Source organism: Rathayibacter sp. AY1C5 (assembly GCF_002931705.1).
Classification (GTDB): Bacteria; Actinomycetota; Actinomycetes; order Actinomycetales; family Microbacteriaceae; genus Rathayibacter.
Genome location: NZ_PSWD01000008.1, coordinates 38935 through 53883, shown reverse-complemented (window position 1 = coordinate 53883; position 14949 = coordinate 38935). Strand labels below are relative to the sequence as shown.

The following is a 14949-nucleotide window of genomic DNA, read 5'->3' as shown; positions in this document are numbered from 1 at the left end:
GAGGAGGAGGGCCGGGGTGCCGCATCCCTCCCGCCGGTCGTCCTCGGCTCCGCGGCCGGGGTCAGGAGGCCGACCGCTCCATCCGGCGCCAGGCTCCGCCGAGCAGCGGAGTGCCTGCGGCGACCACGTAGACCACGGCGGTGACGGCGAAGGTGAGGCGGAGGCCGAGCGTGTCGGCGGCGAGCCCTCCGAGGACTCCGCCGAGCGGCATCCCCGCCCAGGTGCCGGCCGACACGAGTCCGAGCACGCGCGCCTGGAGGGCGGTCGGGATGCGATCGAGGAGGACCGCGCCGAGGATCGGGTTCAGGGCTCCGGCGGCGAGCCCGCAGACGGCAGCCGAGGCGGCCAGCCCCGCGACGCCGAGACCGAGAGCCGGCGCGGCTCCGTAGGTGGCGGCGACGAGGAAGCAGACGGCGAAGGGGATCCGGCGCGGCAGGTCAGGGCGGCCGCGCCGAACGCTCCGGAGACGATGCCGAAGGACGACGCGCCGTCGAGGTGCCGCTCGGCGTAGAGGGGGAGGAGCGTGCTCGACCGGGCGGCGTCGAGGGTGTTGGTGACGAGGACGAGGGCGATGATGCAGCGCAGGAGAGGATCCCGGCGGATGAAGCGCAGACCCTCCCGGAGGTCCGACCAGTAGCCCGTCGAGCTCTCCTCCGGCCCCTCGGGGGTGGTCGACGGTGCCCGGACGAGTGCCGCCGTGAGGATCGCGGACGCGGCGAAGGACGCTGCGGTCGCGAGGCGGCCTACCGCCGCGCCATCGTCGACTTCAACTCCACCTTCGGTCGACGAAACGAACCCTTCCCACTTACTCGTCCAGACGACCCCACCCTGCTCGCCAATGCAGCAGCAGTAGCGGAACGCAGCGGAATCACCCCAGCTGAACTCGCCGACGTCGCAAATCTTGCCCTCAGTGACGTCGAAACCGTCATCGCCGGCGCCACCGCACGACCGTTGGTCGCTCCGAGCTGACCAGGGCTGCATAAGTGGGGAGTGAACGTTCTTTAACGTTTGTTCTCGATCCAAAGGCGAGCTGCTGCACGCGCTGCTTAGACCGTCCCCACGACGATGAGCAGAGCGGACTTGGGTCCGTTCGCGGCAACCGACTCCGCGGACACGCCTGCATCACATGCGCTCTCGTAGAGGCGCCGGCCGGTTTCTCGCTGCAGCACTGCAACGACGGAGGTCAGGTGGGTCGCCAACGCGAGGCTTCCGCTGCCATTTCTGCACGTGCACGGCTGAGGCGTGCGAGGCGCCTAGGGTTCTTGTCGATATTCAGCGGCGGCGTGAGGTGCTCGATCACCGCGGTCTCGACCTCCTTCAGAGGGACTGGCATGCACGCGGGTACGGGCCACACCGCGAGCGTCAGTCGCGTGTGCATCCACAGAGTCAGCCGCTCGTCACCGCCGGGCGCGAGCGCGTAGTTCGCGAACCGCTCGGGATTGGCAGGGTTGCGAGGAACAGCCTCCAGTTGCAGCGATGCCCGAAGGAGCGCGGCGAACGAGCGTCGCACCGTTGAGCTCCCGGTTTGCGGTTTCGACCGCGGGTTCGTCGCGAAGTGACCGTTGAGGTCTCGGGAGACCAGGCTGTCCTCCGCCTTGCCGACGTAGAGAGGCCGCCCAGGCGCAGCGAGCGCGAGTTCTGCCCAAGCCTGGTCATCGCCGTAGATCGCATACAGGCCAGGCCGCGCCGGCACGTGCCCGCCTGCGGCGGTGATCGCCCAGCGTTCTCCGCTCAGCGTGTGAACCGCGGCTGTTACGAGGTCGTTGAGCGGGACGATTGCGGACATGATCGCGACTGTACAAGTCGTGCCCGCAACGGCGGGTCTCGCCCAATGTCGGCGACGCCCACCATGCTGACTGTGTGCGACACATCGACTCTCCTGTGGCTGCCCGTGAGCTCGGTGCCGAGATCCTGAGTGCGCGGCGCCGTCCGCTCGTGCTGATCAGCACCGACGAATCCGGAGCATTTCTCTACGACCCGCAGCACGTCGAAAGCGAAGTCGGACAGCATGTCGACGTTGTGACGATCACCACAGCTGAAGCGACATACGCACTCGAGGCCGTGTTGCCAGCAAAGGCGAACCTCTACGGCGGTGCGGCACGCGCGTATCCGCCTGATTTCCACAGCGCGCCGGACTGGTGGCGCTCCTCGCTGCGCTTCCCGAAGTACCACGGTGTCGAGGAGCTGATCGAGGATGCGCTCGCGCAAGTGGTCACAACGGTCATCGCTCCGGTCGAGCGAGCTCGCTGGGTGAGTGCGACGGTAGAGCTCGTCTCCGGCACGACCGGCAACATCGCTCGCCTCGAAGACGGGGAGCGGGTGATGATCGTCGCCGACCGCCTCTCCTCATTGGCCTCGCTCGCAGAAGGGCTCGAGGTCGGCGGCCACGTCGATGGCTGGCTCCTCGGCAAAGACCTCGCCCCGGAGGCTGAGCAGTTCACCCCCAGCCGGTTCCTCGATGGATCCAGCACGCTCGCCCGAGTGGTCAAGGTCACCGACCGGCGCGTGAATCTCCTGCTGCATCCGCTGGCGCCGGAGTTCGTACTGCGCAGACGGGACGTCATCCCAGGCGTCGACGAGGGCGAGAACGATGACGTTTCCTGCGCCGACATCGTGCGTGAAGGCGAGACGGTTCGTGTACGCGTGACACGAAACGGGCAGGCTCTTGCCCTCTCCCTGATCCACGTGGATCCGAACGCAACGCTCGTCGAGCCGCTGCCTCTATTGAAGGGCGGAGTGCCGTGGCTGCGAGAAGGCGTGCATCAGCAGGTCGCAGCCCCGCCTGCACCGCTGCTCGATCCGACGACCGCGCCGACGTCACCGGCGGAGGAGACCGTGGTGCCGGCGTTCCTGCCGCCCCGGACCGCCGGAGCGAGCGCCGGCACCCGTGATCTGCAGGACATCCGCGACGAGCTCGCAGGGCTCCGCAGCGCTATCGGACGCCTCGGGCACGAACTCCGCGAGGGCACTGACCTCGAGACACTCGATCGCCTGCGCGACGAAGTCACCACGCTGACGGCGCAGCTACGCGAGGAACGCGAGAAGAGCGGCGAACGTGCCCTCATGATCGGCAGGCTGACTCGTGACATCCGCGAGGCGAAGGCTGCGAGGCCCGAGGTCGCGCAGGACCAGGACTCGCCGTCCGGGCGTCGCGACCTCTGGCCCGACCTCGAGTCGTGGATCCGCGACGAGATCCGCATCGCCTGGACGCATCGGGTCCTGGCGGGAGAGAAGAGCCGCTACCCGCTCCAAGACGGCTACCTCGTGGGGTCGGACTTCGTCGGCTCTCTCAAGATCCTCGATGACGGACAGCTGGACAAGATGCTGCGCGCCGCCGTGCACGTGCTCACCGGACGTGCACCCGAGGTGCCTGGCCTGGAGTTGCACGAGCTGCGCACGGGGCTGGGCGGCGAAGACGCGCCGGTGATGCGCGCCGACGGCGCAAAATGCTGGCGGGTCGCGATCGAGCAGAAAACCGCATCGGCACGACGCCTGCACTACTGGGTGCTCCCCGGCAGGCGGATCGAGCTCAGTCGTGTCGTCATCCACGACGACTACACGCCATGATCAGCGAGTGCGAACCGGCGGGGCGACAGCAGCCTTGGATCACCAATAGCGAGCGGCGGAGAAAACATGGGCTTCATTGACAAGTTGGTAATCGGCGGGCTGACGGCCGTAATCGGGACCGGAATCGTGCAGGTAGTCCGCAATGCCAGAGAGGAAGCCCGCCGAAAAAACTCCGTGCCTGAGTTCGACGACCGCATGACGTCTCAGGACTTCGCCGCCGCGGCAAAACGCCTTGCAAAAAGCGCCCCTCGTGTCCACGAGGTCACAGTCGCCGACATGAACGTAAAAATCAAAGTTCGGTCAGTGAGCGGGCTCACAAAATGGACAGCTGAACTCGACTTTAACGATCACGGCAAGCTGTCGGGGCGCTACTGGATTAGGTCCGAGAACGACCAGTCACCAATTCCCGAGCACATCGCCAACGCGCTTCAGGCAGAAATCGAACGACGCTGAATCCGCCATCAAAACTCCACGACTAGGGTTGGATCATGAGCAAGAATTTCGAACAGCTGCCAGAGCTAGAAGACACGACGCTGGTAATCCGCGATGGGGAGAACCTCCTCGTCATCGGCAGCGACAAGCGCTCTGTCGTAAGCTACATGCGCTCGAAGGGCATTCTGGGACGGGCACAAGCGGTTCGCGTGAAACACCTCGCTCCGATGTTACGAACCGCAGCGCAGGTCGGACACACCGTTTCAGAAACCATCGCCGAAACGGGCCTCTGGGTGAAGCTCACGGAGGAGTCGGCGGAGGCCAAGGCGCGGTTCGGCCTGATCGACAGTGACGTTCCCGGCGTTTCATACGCGGTCGCTGGCAACCGTGGCGACATCAAGCAGTGGCTGAAACTCGACACGTCAGCCGGAGCAAAGTTCACCAATCCCAGTCTGCTCTCAGGCCTCGCAAGCGGGCTGACCCAAGCAGCAAGCCAAGCGGAGGCCGAAAGACTGCACGCGATGCTCGCCTCGCTGAACGAGAAGCTTGACCAGCTCCTGCGAGACAACCGCGACGACCTCCTCGGCGACATCGGCGGGATCGAAGAACATCTTCGCGATGCGCGGACGATGCTGACCGCTCAGGGAGAGATCGACTCGCAGACGTGGGACACACTCGCAGCGGTTCCACTTCAGCTCAAGCAGATTCGAAAAAAGGCCGTCCTCAAGCTTGAGGGCGTTGCCGACAACATGGTCACACGCAAGAAAATCGGCGACCTAAGGGCTTGGTTGCCGAAGGCTGAACGGGAGGTGCGGCTGTGGCTCAGTACTATCGCACGGTCGATCGCTGTTTTGGACGATTTCGCGGTGCTCGAGCTAGAGCATACCGCCGCCATTTCTCCTGGGAAGCTTGACGCTAAGCGCCGAGGGATCCAGGAAACCCGCGCTACCGCCATCGCCGACCTCACAGCGGGCGTCGCCGAGCTTATGAAGCGGATGAGCGAGACGGCCGGATGGGCGAATAAGAACGTGCTCGTAAATCACCGGCAAGTACCCAAGGTTCTTGCCTCAATTGAGGAGTCGCGTGGGTCCGTCGGGCGCCTCTACGAGGCACTTGACCTCGAAATGGACTGGGAATCGCTCACCCCGGAGCAGTGGCTGGATGCGCTAAAGCAGGCCCAACAGTGGAAGAACGCGCTCACGCAAGGCGGCGCGTTCGTGAAGGAGAACGGTGGCCCGGTGGCAAGGTTCGGAATCGTTCTTGCGGCACCTTTCGTAGCCAACAAGCTTTTAAGCGGCAAGGGGCCCTTTGGGGGTTCCAAGACCCCTGAGGCCTGAGGCCTGCATATTCAAGCAGGGTCGGCGCAAAGCAATCACGGAAAGCGTAGCGCCTGCTTGCTCCCGCTGATCCTGCAGAGTTGATAGCTTTAACGCCTTGGAACACTTTCCGCTTGCGAATCGCTTGCGCTGCCTCGTCAAAGTTCACAACTCCGACCCCGGTAGGAGTCGTGTTGTGAGAATTGCCGTTCGCGCGACGCACCATCCTGAAATTTCGATCCAGACAAGGCAGCCGACCGTCTAGCTGGAGTACACCTCGCCTACCTTGGTGATTGCCTCCTGGGGTGGCCGAGTTCAACTTCGTGCTTCGATAAAGCGCTCATGGTTGAGGAGCTAGCGTCGCGTGATGAGCCAAGCGTAAGGCTGCGCAGTGCGGGAGCTTTTGGTTGACGCAATGCTGAGAGCTGTCGACGGGCTGACCAGGTGGTGAAGATGTGCAGGGAGCTGACCGACGACGGCGACGGCGCGCGACGGTGATTGTCGACGTTCGTCATATCCTCCGAGAACTCGGACACCGGGTAGTTGCCCGAGCTCTTGCGCGAACTGTGCATGCTCGTCAACGCGGGCGTCAAGGTCGAAGCCGTCCAGTGCTTCCATCAAGAGAATCGGGAGGAGAGGGTGGGGCCGGATTGAGAGCGCATCCATTTCCGGCTCCCGAAAACCGGCGAGTTGCTGGCGCAATGGATGCGCGGTAGCGGTCAGGAGCCGTTCTGCGGTGAGCTCATCGCGGATAATGAGCGCCGCGCCTTCGCCTGCGTCGATGGTCTTACCCGTCGCGAAGCTAGCGACGGCGATGTCGCCGAAGGTTCCGACAGGGGCCGCGTCGAGGGTACTTCCAAAGGCAGCGGCGAGGTCTTCGATCATCGGTAGGCCAGGAACTTCTGCGCTCACAGCGACGGCGTCTGCCGCGATGCCGTGAAGATGGCAGATCACGACGGCTGCTGTGCGGGGGGTGAGAAGGGAGCGTATGCCTTCAGGGTCGATGGTCATGGTGCAGGGATCTACCGCGACGGGGACGACAGTGGCGCCGAGAGAGCGGATGGCGGTGGCGGTGGAGCTCCAGTCGATGGCGGGGGTGAGCACTTCGCTGCCTTCTGTGACGCCGACCGCTTGAAGCGCTGCGCGCATGGCGTAGGTGGCGGATGCGGCAAGTTGGACGTGACGGTGGTCGAACATCGCGGATAGCCGGCGCTCTGCTGTGTCGAAGGCGCCGCCGCCGGTGAACTGGCTGGTAGGGAACGGGGTGGTGCGTTCGGCTGCCCAGCGGTTGATGGCCTTGGTGACGGTGGTGATGAGGTGCTGGTCGGGGTGGGGGTAGTTGGTGGTCACGGTGTTGTCCAGTTCCGGGGCTGGTGGTGGTTTGCCGATCTGGGTGAGGCCTCGGTGGCCCCACCCAGATCGACAGGCTGGGTGGGTGTGGGGTTAATGGGTTGGGCGCCAGGTGTCTTCGAAGCTGGCGGCGAGGGCCGAGTGTGATTCGCGAATCTTCTTAATGTGAGATTGAGCGTTCTGGATTGTTTTCCAGGCCCCTTCCTTTTCGTAGGGTTCGGGATATTTCTTCCATTTCTCAATGTGTTCACGGACCGCTCGACGCTGGCCATCGAGTTTTGCGCGTGCTTGGGAGAGGTTGTCAGCCATGTCGTTGCTCGCTTTCTGAGGTGGTGGGTGGGCTTTAGTGGGTTCGGCGTTGTTCGAGTTCGTGGAGGCGGTCGCGGAGTTTGGTGTGGTTGAGGGTGCCGTTGGGTTGGATGTAGGGCACGAGGTAGGTGGGAGGCGTGCCGCGGGTGCCGGTCAGTTGTTCTTCGGCGAGCCAGGGGAGGTGGGCGGCCCAGGTGGTGTGGTTGATGGCGAGGAGTGCCTGGTATTCCTCTTCAGTGCCGAGGGTGGTCATCGATTCGTTGAGGGCGGTGGTGATGTCGGTGCCGCGGATGTTGTCGCGGCCGTCACGAGCGGCGTGGATGTGAGCGCGGCCGAGGAGGCGGACGGCTTGGCGTCCGGAGAAGACGGCGTTGGTGTCGTTGAGGACGGTGCGGGCTTCGTCGGTGTTGAACGCGATGTTGTCGCGGCGGGCTTGGATAGCCATGATCGCGGCGAGTTCGCTGGGGGTGGGGTGGAGGACGGGGAGGGTGGTGAGGCGGTCGCGAGCGGCGTCGTCGAGGCGGTCGGGGCGGTTGGTGAGCGCGACGACGGAGATTCCGAGTTTGGAGCCGACGTCGCCGAGGAAGCCGAAGAGGATCGCGCGGAGGGAGGAGGTCACTTCGGAGCCTTCTCCGCCGGCGGCATCTCCGCGGGCGCCGAGCCCGGATTCGTCGGCCTCGTCGCTGAGTGCCAGTGAATCGGCGACGCCGAGCTTGCGGTCGAGGGCACGGAGGAAGTCTCGATCGTCTTTGTCAAGGGTCAGATATGAGTATGCTCGAGCGCTTCACAGCAGTGAGGTAGCGCTGAAGAACAGCAGCATCCCTTCTGGCAGAGCCTCTTTCGCCTTGGCCTGGAAGCGCGTGTCTGTGACAGGGCGGTTTCCTGTGAGAACGTCAACTTGATCTAGGACCACTGTGACGGGGCGGTTTCCAGTGGTCCTAGATCAAGTTGACATTCTCACGCCAACGCCGCCGAAGGAACAGACGATCGATTGCTAACGAAGGTAGGCAGGGCGCTCTGGAGGTAGCGACGCGGTGACGACGCCGTCCCCCCATACCACTGCCCACCGTGCCGCGTCCGTGAAGTGCAGCATCGCGACAGTTGGCATGAGGGAGGGCGGGCTTTCACCGCGGCTCACGAGGATGCCTGCCGCGGTGAGAACGAGCACGAGGCCTTGCCAGGTGCGTCCCGGGTAGTGCTCGTCCACGAACGCATCGGTGATGCCGCGGCTCTGCGGGATCCAATGAAGGTGATGCAGGAACCGCGCGAGCTCGCCCGCAGCGCGATGATCGGCGAACTCCTCGACCAACGAAGGAGCCAGTTCTGTCGCGGGGATCACGCGGATGTCGAGGGCTCCCCGCATCTCCCAACCACCGCGAAGTGCGTCCTTCTCAGTCGGGAAGTCGGGCAACTGAGCGACCGCGTTCACTGCTCGCCGCGCATCCTCGGGGGATGCGACGCGCAAGCGTGCGAGGAGCTGCGTGCCAACGAAGAAGCGGGCATCCAGGGCCTCGCTCGAGCGCAGGCTGTCTGCGCGTGCAAGGAGTCGAGCCTGGGCGTCCGTCCAAGAGAGGGCTGTGGGGATGCGGAAGATATAGGGGAGCTGCTCGGGCATGGTGGTCCTGTCCATCGATATTGCGCCGGCCGGATGGTCCTCGCCCGTTCTTCCCCTGGGGCACCCGATCGATGGATCGGGTTGCCGTGCGGCCGGCCAGGTACCGACAGCCGCAACTCTGGAACGTGAGACCGACCCTAGAGCGCACCCCCGACACTCGCGCCCCTCGGACACGCCTGACGTCGCAGGTCTGCACCTGTGTGACGAGGCCATTCCGTGCGGGGCGCCCCCCTCCTCGCCACCGTCTACTCGACGAGCGACTTCCACAGCGACGCACTGCTCTCGCTCATCGCCCAGCCATCGCCGGGCCAATAGATCGGCCACCGCGTGTCGCCGCCCATGCGCTTCTTCATCCAAAACGTCGCGCGGCCGAAGGATTGCTGCATCGTCAGCGGCTCGACGCCGGTGACCTTCGCCACGTCCTCGAGTGGGACAGCCGCCGGCGACGCCGCGGCAAGGATGTCGAGGACCTGGCAGAAAAGCTTGATGGACTTCGCATCGCCAGCTCGCAGGACCTTGAACTCCTCAACAGTCCACTCTCGGGACTCGTCCGTCACAGTCCCGCTACCAGCCATGTCTCTTGCGGGTGCGAGAACACGCACTGATCATCGATGCCATGGACCTGCTCTACACGCGCCGTTTCCACGGGTTCTGCATCGTGTCCTCCGACGGCGACTTCACCCGGCTTGCATCGCGGATCCGCGAGGAGGGTGTCACCGTCTACCGGTTCGGGGAGCGCAAGACCCCCGAAGCCTTCCGCAACGCCTGCGATCAGTTCACCTACCTCGACGTCCTCGGAGCCACGGTGACGGAGGCCGCTCCCCCAGCTCCCACGCGCACTCCTCCCGCCAAATTGCGGAGCGACACCAAGCAGCACGGACGACCGCACGAGGCCGACACGATCGACGAGTGCGCCGCCGAGCGGCCCGCCGAGGAGGACGGTGCGGTCGACGCGGCGGCCGCTGTCCCCACCTCCACCGGTCCTCCGCCCGCGCTGAGCACCAGGAACGGCACGGCGAACAGGGTGACGACGTTGCCGGTTCTGGAGAGGATGTGCCCGACGAGGAGGGCGGCGAGGGGCCGCGAGGAGCGCTCCGCCGCGCTCATCGCGGCCGGCGGTAGGCCTGGACGAGGAAGAACACCTCTTCCGACCCGTCGTCGGTCCTGTGGTCGTCGCTGATCCGCGCCCACTTCCGGTCGAGCTGCGCGAGCTCGTCGCGCAGCTCCCGCAGCTGATCCGCGCTCAGGCGCCAGCTGCGGTCGCTGCTCGTTCCGGCGCTCACCCACTCCTCCGGCAGCGTCGGCGTCGACGCGAGGTACTCGTCGTACTGCTGCGCGGAGACGCGGGAGATCGCCGCTGCCATCTCGCGGAGGGCTCCGAGCTTCTCCGGGTCGCGTGCGACCTCGCTGTCGTCCCACACGGTCTCGAGGTGCTTCGCCCTCCACCAGCGCTCCCGCCGATCCCGGCCCGACTCCGGCGCCTCCTCGATCAGCCCGGCTCCCGCCAGCTTCGTCAGGTGGTAGCTCAGCGTCCCCGGCGCCTCGTCGATGTGCTCCGAGAGCTGCGCGGCCGTTCGCGGGCCGAGCTCCCGGAGCAGCCCGAGCAGGCGCAGGCGGGTGGGGTGAGCGAGGACGCGCATGTGGGCGGCGTCCTGCAGGGGGAAGCGGTCGACCATGACCCCAGCCTAAAGCACAAGAATCGTTGTGCAAGATCCGTTGTGGGCCTGACGGCGCGGTGCTGCGACGACCCGTCAGGGCACGAGCCGCTGCGTGATCGAGGCCGTCGGCCCGCTCAGCGCGATCTCGGCGAGCGCGCCGTTGACCAGGGGCATCTGCGGCGGCTGGTGCCCGATGTCGACGTCGAGGATCACCGGCACGCCGAGATCGCCGAGAGCCCGCCGCACCGCGTCCTCCTGGCTCAGCTCGGGCAGCCAGGCGCCCTCGGTCCGGCCGATCAGGACGCCGGTCGCCTGCTCGAACCAGCCCGCGAGCCGGAGAGAGGTGAGCATCCGGAGCACCGAGACGGAGTCGGACCCGGCCGCCTCCAGGTAGACGACAGTCCCCTCCGGCGCGTGCCGGCGAGCGAAGCCCGGAACGTCGCCGTAGGGCGTGCCCGCGAGCAGGGACACCGTCTCGAGGCATCCGCCGATCAAGCGGCCGGACATCGCCGCGTCCGCTGACCCGTCGAGCGAGCGCCAGCGGGTCGGCTCCTCGTAGGCCCGATCGCGGTCGAGCGGCTCGTCCGCCCACGCACCCCACGGACGGCTCCGGCGTCGCGGCGCGGCGTGCTGCGTGAACGCGGCTCCGGGCTCGAGGCCGGCGACCTCCGTCCAGCGGTGGAACCCGACCGGCAGCTCCCACGGCTCGTCCATCAGATTGGCGCCGTGGATCGTCGCGAGCCCGGTCGTCGTCGTCAGGGGCAGGAGCAGCGTCGAGACGTCCGACCAGCCGACGAACCAGGGCCGGGCCTCCGCGAGGGCGTGCCAGTCGAGCCTCTCCAGCAGCTCGACGGCGAGCTCGCCGCCCCACGGAGGAAGGACCGCGTCCCCGCTCCGGAAGGCGTCGTGCAGGTCGGCCGCCCGATCCGCGGCGGACGCCGGAGCGAGTCCGCCGAGGAGGGCGTGCGGCCGGACCCGGACGTCGTATCCCGCCGAGCCGAGTCGGCGCGCGGCGTCCTGCAGCCGGTCGTGCAGGTGCTCGGGGACTCCCATCGAGGGCGCGGGCACCTCCACCCGGCCTCCGGCGCGGAGGGGCGCGGGGTACGTGATGCTCGCCATCCGACGACGCTAACGTCCCTCGCGGTGACGGGCTTCGAATGCTCCGTCCGGCGAGTACCTCCGCGCCCTTCCTGCCCCGACTCGCGGGCGGCCGCTGAGCGCGATCGCGAGAGGGGTCGGCGCGAGTGCCGCGCCGCCCACCCACCCACTCGTGCGCAGCGCCGCCCGCCGGGAAGAAAGATGGGGACGGGAGGCGCATCGGAACGTGACGTCGCGGTCTCGCGCAGGCGTCTCGGCTCCGCTGCTGCCGGCGGAAATCCGCGCCACGCGGCGCCCCTCAGCTCGTGAGGCGGCCGATCTCGTCCTCGGAGAGGAGGCGGTCGGAGTAGAGCACGACGCGAGCCGCGGGGTCGGGGCTGTGCGCGTCAGGGCCCTCCCACCTCCGGTCGAGACCGAGTCGAGCGACCGTGCGGTGCGATCGCTCGTTGTGTTCCGCGACGACCGCGGTCACGGGGAGCTCCGGCCGGAGCCGCCGCGCCCGCGCGATCCCTGCGGAGGCGACCTCCTGGGCGTACCCGCTGCCCCAGCGGTCCGGATGGACGGTGAACGCGACGTTCCAGGCCGTGTCGGCGAGGAGGGTGCAGCCGCCGATCCCGATCGCGCCGTCCGCGCAGCCCTCGGTACTCCGCACCCGGACGACCCAGCTGCTGAGGTCGTCTCGCGCCCACTGCGCCGTCCGTCGGGCGAGCACCGCCCGGGTCTGCTCGACGGAGCCGTGTCGGAGGAGGGGGTCGCCCGCCGCGATCCGCTCGTCGGAGTACAGCCGCCACAGCTCGTCCAGATCGCTCTCGGCGGGACGGAACAGCCGGAGCCGCTCGGTCGTCTCGTCGGGGCGATCACCGGCGCCGATGGTGCCGCCGCTCGCTCGAGGGGGGACTCGCGACCACCGGCGCGGTCGCCGAGGAGTGAGGCGAGCGCGGTGACCGCGCCTGGACGTCCACCTGCTCAGCCCGCGATCAGGCCGGTGAGGCGGTCGGCGGCGGCTCCGACGGTCGAGACCGCGCTGACCGTGACGAGGCAGGCGACGCCCCAGAACCAGGTGCGACCGGGTGCCCCGGCGCTGCGCCGCTCGAAGGCGAGCCACCAGGCGCCGACCACCGAGACGCACGCCGCGACCACCGAGCCGAGCGCCATGCGGACGTACTCCTCCGGTCCGGGGGAGGACCGGGCTGTGGTCGCGAGGACGATGAGCAGCGGGGCCACGATCATCCCCAGTGCGCCGAGCAGCACCGCGTGGAGGTGACTGCGGGGAGGGGCCTCGGCCGTCGTCGTCGCGGTCCGCGTCCGTGTCGTGTCCATGCCGCGTCCCCCGTCGCCGCGGTCCGGTCCGCGCTGCCCCGACGCTATCCGCTCGCCGTCCCGCCGTCACCCCGCACCTCGAAGTGGGCCGCGTGCCCGGGTGGGGTCAGCACCGCGCCGCCCCGGCCGAACGCCGAGAACGTAGGATGTCCGGGATGACGATCGGACGCCGCCTCTTCCTCTCGGGAGCCGCCACGGGAGTCGGGCTCCTGGCCCTCGCGGGCTGCACGCCGTCGCGTCCGACGCCGACCCGCTCGGTCACGAAGGCCCCCGTGCCCACGCCGAGCACCACCGCCGTCCCCGCGCCGGCCGCCTTCGTGCGCTCCGCCTGGGCCGAGGATCCGTACGCGCTCGGCTCCGTCTCCTACCTGCCCGTCGGCGCGACGCCGCAGCACCGCACCGACCTGGGCACCGCGGTCCTCGACCGCGTCTTCCTCGCGGGCGAGGCCACCGACACGGAGGCGCCCGGCACGCTCCAGGGCGCCTGGAGCTCCGGGGTCCGCGCGGCCGCCGAGATCAGCGCCGTCGCCGACGAGGGCGAGCGGATCGCGATCGTCGGGGCCGGTCTCGCCGGAGCGGTCGCCGCGCGGCGCCTGTCCGACGCGGGCTTCGACGTCACCGTGGTCGAGGCGCGCGAGCGCACCGGCGGCCGCATCGCCACCGCGACTCCGGACGGCTGGCCGATCGCCGTCGAGACCGGAGCCTGGGCCCTCACCGGCGCGGGAGCCGCCCTGCGCGAGAGCATCGCGGACGCGGGCGTGGTCACGACCGCGGTCGACCTCGCCGACGTCCGCTCGAGCGATGCCGACGGCGCGGCTCTCGACACCGGCACCACGGGTGCCGACGCCCTGACCCGTGCTCTCGAGTGGGGAGCGGAGCAGCCGGAGGATCTGGCGCTCGCCGAGTCGTTCGCCGGCTCCGGAGCGCCCGATCCCGCCGAGGCCGAGCCGGGCTCCGGCGACGGCGACGCCGCCCGCGTGGCGGCGCACCTCGCCGGGACGACCGCACTGCGCACCGGCGCCGCTCCCGAGGAGCTCTCCTCCTGGTACGGACTGGGCGACGCCTCCGCCGCCACGACCGCGGAGGAGCTGAGCGACGACTCCGGCGACGCGCTGCTGACCGACGGGCTCGCGCCCCTGGTCGACACCTTGCTCGCTGACGTCGAGGTCTCGCTGCGCGCCGTGGTGAGCGGCATCGGCTACACGGAGACCGGCGTCAGCATCCGCCTGGGCACCGGCGAGTCGTTCACAGCCGACCGGGTGCTGGTCACCGTGCCGATCGGGGTGCTCCAGACGGACGCGATCGCCTTCGACCCGCCGCTCCCGTTCGCGCAGCGCGCGGCCGTCGCGGCCCTCGGCTCCGGTGTCGTCGAGACGCTGTGGCTGCGCTTCGACGAGGCGTTCTGGGAGGCCGACGCCCCCGCGCGCTGGTCGCTCGTCGGCTCCGAGGCGGGCATCACCGAGTGGCTCAATCTTCAGCCGTCGACCGGCGAGGCGGTGCTCGTCGGGCTGGTCGGAGCGGATCAGGCCCTCTCGCTGCAGGATCTCAGCGACGACGAGCTGGTCACCCTCGCGCAGACGGCGCTCGAGCCGTTCGCCGTCGTCCCCGGCTGACGAGCTCGCGGAGCCGCGCCAGCGGCCCCCGCCACTCCGACGCGTGCGCCGCCCCGAGCGGCCGCACCCGGCTGAGCGCGAGGACGAACGCGGCGATGCCGGAGATCAGGCTCAGCACGATCACGTCGTAGAGCACGAACATCACGGGGCCGTCGACCTGGCCGGGGTCGAGGAAGAAGTACGGGTACCAGCCGATGAGGGCCCCGCGGACCAGGGTGATGACGCCCCAGACGATCGGGAAGCCGAGCACGGTCAGCGCCCCGCGCCAGGCGACCGGGCGGCGGCCGGGTCCGAGGATCCAGTCGAGGATCGCGAGCGTCGGGATCACGAAGTGCAGGAGCGCGCTCGACCAGGGCACGTCGACCCGCACGCCGCGGTTGTTGGCCTCGACCGCGATCAGCCCGAAGACGATCCCCGACACGACCATGTAGGTGAGCACGAGCGCCCGCACCGTGCTGAGCCAGCGCGGCTCCCGCTCGCGCGCAAGGGCGACCAGGCCGGACAGGCCCAGCACCACGACCCCGGCCATGTTCGACTGCGTCGTGAAGTAGGCGAAGAAGTTGTCGATCTGGAACGCGCGGAAGCCCAGGGTGTAGAAGAAGTCGCCGACGAGTCCGACCGCGCCCAGCCCGGCGAGGGCCAGGCGGAGGATCGCGAACGCCTTCCGCACA

Annotated in this window: 17 protein-coding genes and 1 riboswitch; of the genes, 5 read left to right on the top strand and 12 right to left on the bottom strand. The window is 68.3% G+C overall.

Features of this window, described 5'->3' with window-relative positions:
• Positions 1 to 61 precede the first annotated feature (61 nt).
• The gene (locus tag C5C57_RS18480; protein WP_258072398.1) at positions 62 to 424 is read right to left on the bottom strand and encodes an MFS transporter; all 363 of its coding nucleotides are present in this window, start codon (positions 422 to 424) and stop codon (positions 62 to 64) included.
• Positions 425 to 1183: 759 nt separating this feature from the next.
• Positions 1184 to 1786 carry a GIY-YIG nuclease family protein gene (locus tag C5C57_RS17755; RefSeq protein ID WP_146082401.1) on the bottom strand — a complete coding sequence of 201 codons (603 nt, stop codon included), beginning with the start codon at positions 1784 to 1786 and terminating at the stop codon, positions 1184 to 1186.
• Between the two features lie 74 nt (positions 1787 to 1860).
• Here C5C57_RS17755 and C5C57_RS08515 point away from each other — a divergent pair, with 74 nt between their 5' ends.
• From C5C57_RS08515 to C5C57_RS08510, 3 genes are all read left to right on the top strand, one after another.
• Complete coding sequence (locus C5C57_RS08515) at positions 1861 to 3567, top strand: hypothetical protein (protein WP_146082400.1); 1707 nt, start codon at positions 1861 to 1863, stop codon at positions 3565 to 3567.
• A gap of 66 nt (positions 3568 to 3633) precedes the next feature.
• Complete coding sequence (locus C5C57_RS17750) at positions 3634 to 4020, top strand: hypothetical protein (RefSeq protein ID WP_146082399.1); 387 nt, start codon at positions 3634 to 3636, stop codon at positions 4018 to 4020.
• 35 nt (positions 4021 to 4055) lie between these two features.
• Entirely contained in the window at positions 4056 to 5336 is a 1281-nt protein-coding gene (locus C5C57_RS08510) for a hypothetical protein (RefSeq protein ID WP_104247397.1), read from the top strand.
• Between the two features lie 333 nt (positions 5337 to 5669).
• Here C5C57_RS08510 and C5C57_RS08505 read toward each other — a convergent pair whose 3' ends face one another.
• From C5C57_RS08505 to C5C57_RS08490, 5 genes are all read right to left on the bottom strand, one after another.
• Complete coding sequence (locus C5C57_RS08505; protein WP_181069127.1) at positions 5670 to 6665, bottom strand: aminotransferase class I/II-fold pyridoxal phosphate-dependent enzyme; 996 nt, start codon at positions 6663 to 6665, stop codon at positions 5670 to 5672.
• Positions 6666 to 6758: 93 nt separating this feature from the next.
• Positions 6759 to 6974 (bottom strand): hypothetical protein, encoded by a 216-nt coding sequence (locus C5C57_RS17745; protein WP_146082398.1) that lies wholly within the window; start codon positions 6972 to 6974, stop codon positions 6759 to 6761.
• A 34-nt stretch (positions 6975 to 7008) separates the two neighbouring features.
• Complete coding sequence (locus C5C57_RS08500) at positions 7009 to 7593, bottom strand: hypothetical protein (protein ID WP_104297493.1); 585 nt, start codon at positions 7591 to 7593, stop codon at positions 7009 to 7011.
• A gap of 375 nt (positions 7594 to 7968) precedes the next feature.
• On the bottom strand, positions 7969 to 8589 hold the full coding sequence (locus C5C57_RS08495; protein ID WP_146082397.1) for a hypothetical protein: 621 nt from the start codon (positions 8587 to 8589) through the stop codon (positions 7969 to 7971).
• Positions 8590 to 8600: 11 nt separating this feature from the next.
• A riboswitch (SAM riboswitch) is annotated at positions 8601 to 8714 on the bottom strand.
• Between the two features lie 120 nt (positions 8715 to 8834).
• Positions 8835 to 9146, bottom strand: coding sequence for a hypothetical protein (locus C5C57_RS08490; RefSeq protein WP_146082396.1), 312 nt, complete (start codon positions 9144 to 9146; stop codon positions 8835 to 8837).
• 29 nt (positions 9147 to 9175) lie between these two features.
• Here C5C57_RS08490 and C5C57_RS18475 point away from each other — a divergent pair, with 29 nt between their 5' ends.
• A complete protein-coding gene (locus C5C57_RS18475) occupies positions 9176 to 9769 on the top strand; it encodes an NYN domain-containing protein (RefSeq protein WP_258072394.1) in 594 nt (197 codons plus the stop codon).
• On the opposite strand, the gene C5C57_RS08480 is transcribed toward C5C57_RS18475, so the two are convergent.
• The 4 genes from C5C57_RS08480 to C5C57_RS18470 all read right to left on the bottom strand — a co-directional run bounded on the left by C5C57_RS08480 (position 9693) and on the right by C5C57_RS18470 (position 12665).
• The gene (locus tag C5C57_RS08480) at positions 9693 to 10265 is read right to left on the bottom strand and encodes a winged helix-turn-helix domain-containing protein (protein WP_104247403.1); all 573 of its coding nucleotides are present in this window, start codon (positions 10263 to 10265) and stop codon (positions 9693 to 9695) included. The two genes, C5C57_RS18475 and C5C57_RS08480, sit on opposite strands and share 77 nt — an antisense overlap.
• A 75-nt stretch (positions 10266 to 10340) precedes the next feature.
• Positions 10341 to 11366: a S66 peptidase family protein gene (locus C5C57_RS08475; RefSeq protein WP_104247404.1), complete on the bottom strand. Its 1026-nt coding sequence runs from the start codon at positions 11364 to 11366 to the stop codon at positions 10341 to 10343.
• 277 nt (positions 11367 to 11643) lie between these two features.
• Positions 11644 to 12171 carry a GNAT family N-acetyltransferase gene (locus C5C57_RS08470; RefSeq protein ID WP_258072738.1) on the bottom strand — a complete coding sequence of 176 codons (528 nt, stop codon included), beginning with the start codon at positions 12169 to 12171 and terminating at the stop codon, positions 11644 to 11646.
• A 140-nt stretch (positions 12172 to 12311) separates the two neighbouring features.
• Complete coding sequence (locus C5C57_RS18470; protein ID WP_258072395.1) at positions 12312 to 12665, bottom strand: hypothetical protein; 354 nt, start codon at positions 12663 to 12665, stop codon at positions 12312 to 12314.
• A gap of 155 nt (positions 12666 to 12820) precedes the next feature.
• On the opposite strand from C5C57_RS18470, the gene C5C57_RS08465 reads away from it, so the two are divergent.
• Entirely contained in the window at positions 12821 to 14278 is a 1458-nt protein-coding gene (locus tag C5C57_RS08465; RefSeq protein ID WP_159940124.1) for an NAD(P)/FAD-dependent oxidoreductase, read from the top strand.
• Here the strand turns inward: C5C57_RS08465 and C5C57_RS08460 are convergent.
• Entirely contained in the window at positions 14229 to 14948 is a 720-nt protein-coding gene (locus tag C5C57_RS08460; protein ID WP_104233845.1) for a Pr6Pr family membrane protein, read from the bottom strand. The genes C5C57_RS08465 and C5C57_RS08460 overlap by 50 nt on opposite strands.
• Between the last annotated feature and the right edge of the window lies 1 nt (position 14949).

Bases quoted from the DNA above. Each gene is read 5' to 3' on its own strand.
- C5C57_RS17755 (WP_146082401.1), bottom strand. From the start codon at position 1,786: ATGTCCGCAATCGTCCCGCTCAACGACCTCGTAACAGCCGCGGTTCAC.
- C5C57_RS17750 (WP_146082399.1), top strand. From the start codon at position 3,634: ATGGGCTTCATTGACAAGTTGGTAATCGGCGGGCTGACGGCCGTAATC.
- C5C57_RS08510 (WP_104247397.1), top strand. From the start codon at position 4,056: ATGAGCAAGAATTTCGAACAGCTGCCAGAGCTAGAAGACACGACGCTG.
- C5C57_RS17745 (WP_146082398.1), bottom strand. From the start codon at position 6,974: ATGGCTGACAACCTCTCCCAAGCACGCGCAAAACTCGATGGCCAGCGT.
- C5C57_RS08495 (WP_146082397.1), bottom strand. From the start codon at position 8,589: ATGCCCGAGCAGCTCCCCTATATCTTCCGCATCCCCACAGCCCTCTCT.
- C5C57_RS08480 (WP_104247403.1), bottom strand. From the start codon at position 10,265: ATGGTCGACCGCTTCCCCCTGCAGGACGCCGCCCACATGCGCGTCCTC.
- C5C57_RS08475 (WP_104247404.1), bottom strand. From the start codon at position 11,366: ATGGCGAGCATCACGTACCCCGCGCCCCTCCGCGCCGGAGGCCGGGTG.
- C5C57_RS18470 (WP_258072395.1), bottom strand. From the start codon at position 12,665: ATGGACACGACACGGACGCGGACCGCGACGACGACGGCCGAGGCCCCT.
- C5C57_RS08465 (WP_159940124.1), top strand. From the start codon at position 12,821: ATGACGATCGGACGCCGCCTCTTCCTCTCGGGAGCCGCCACGGGAGTC.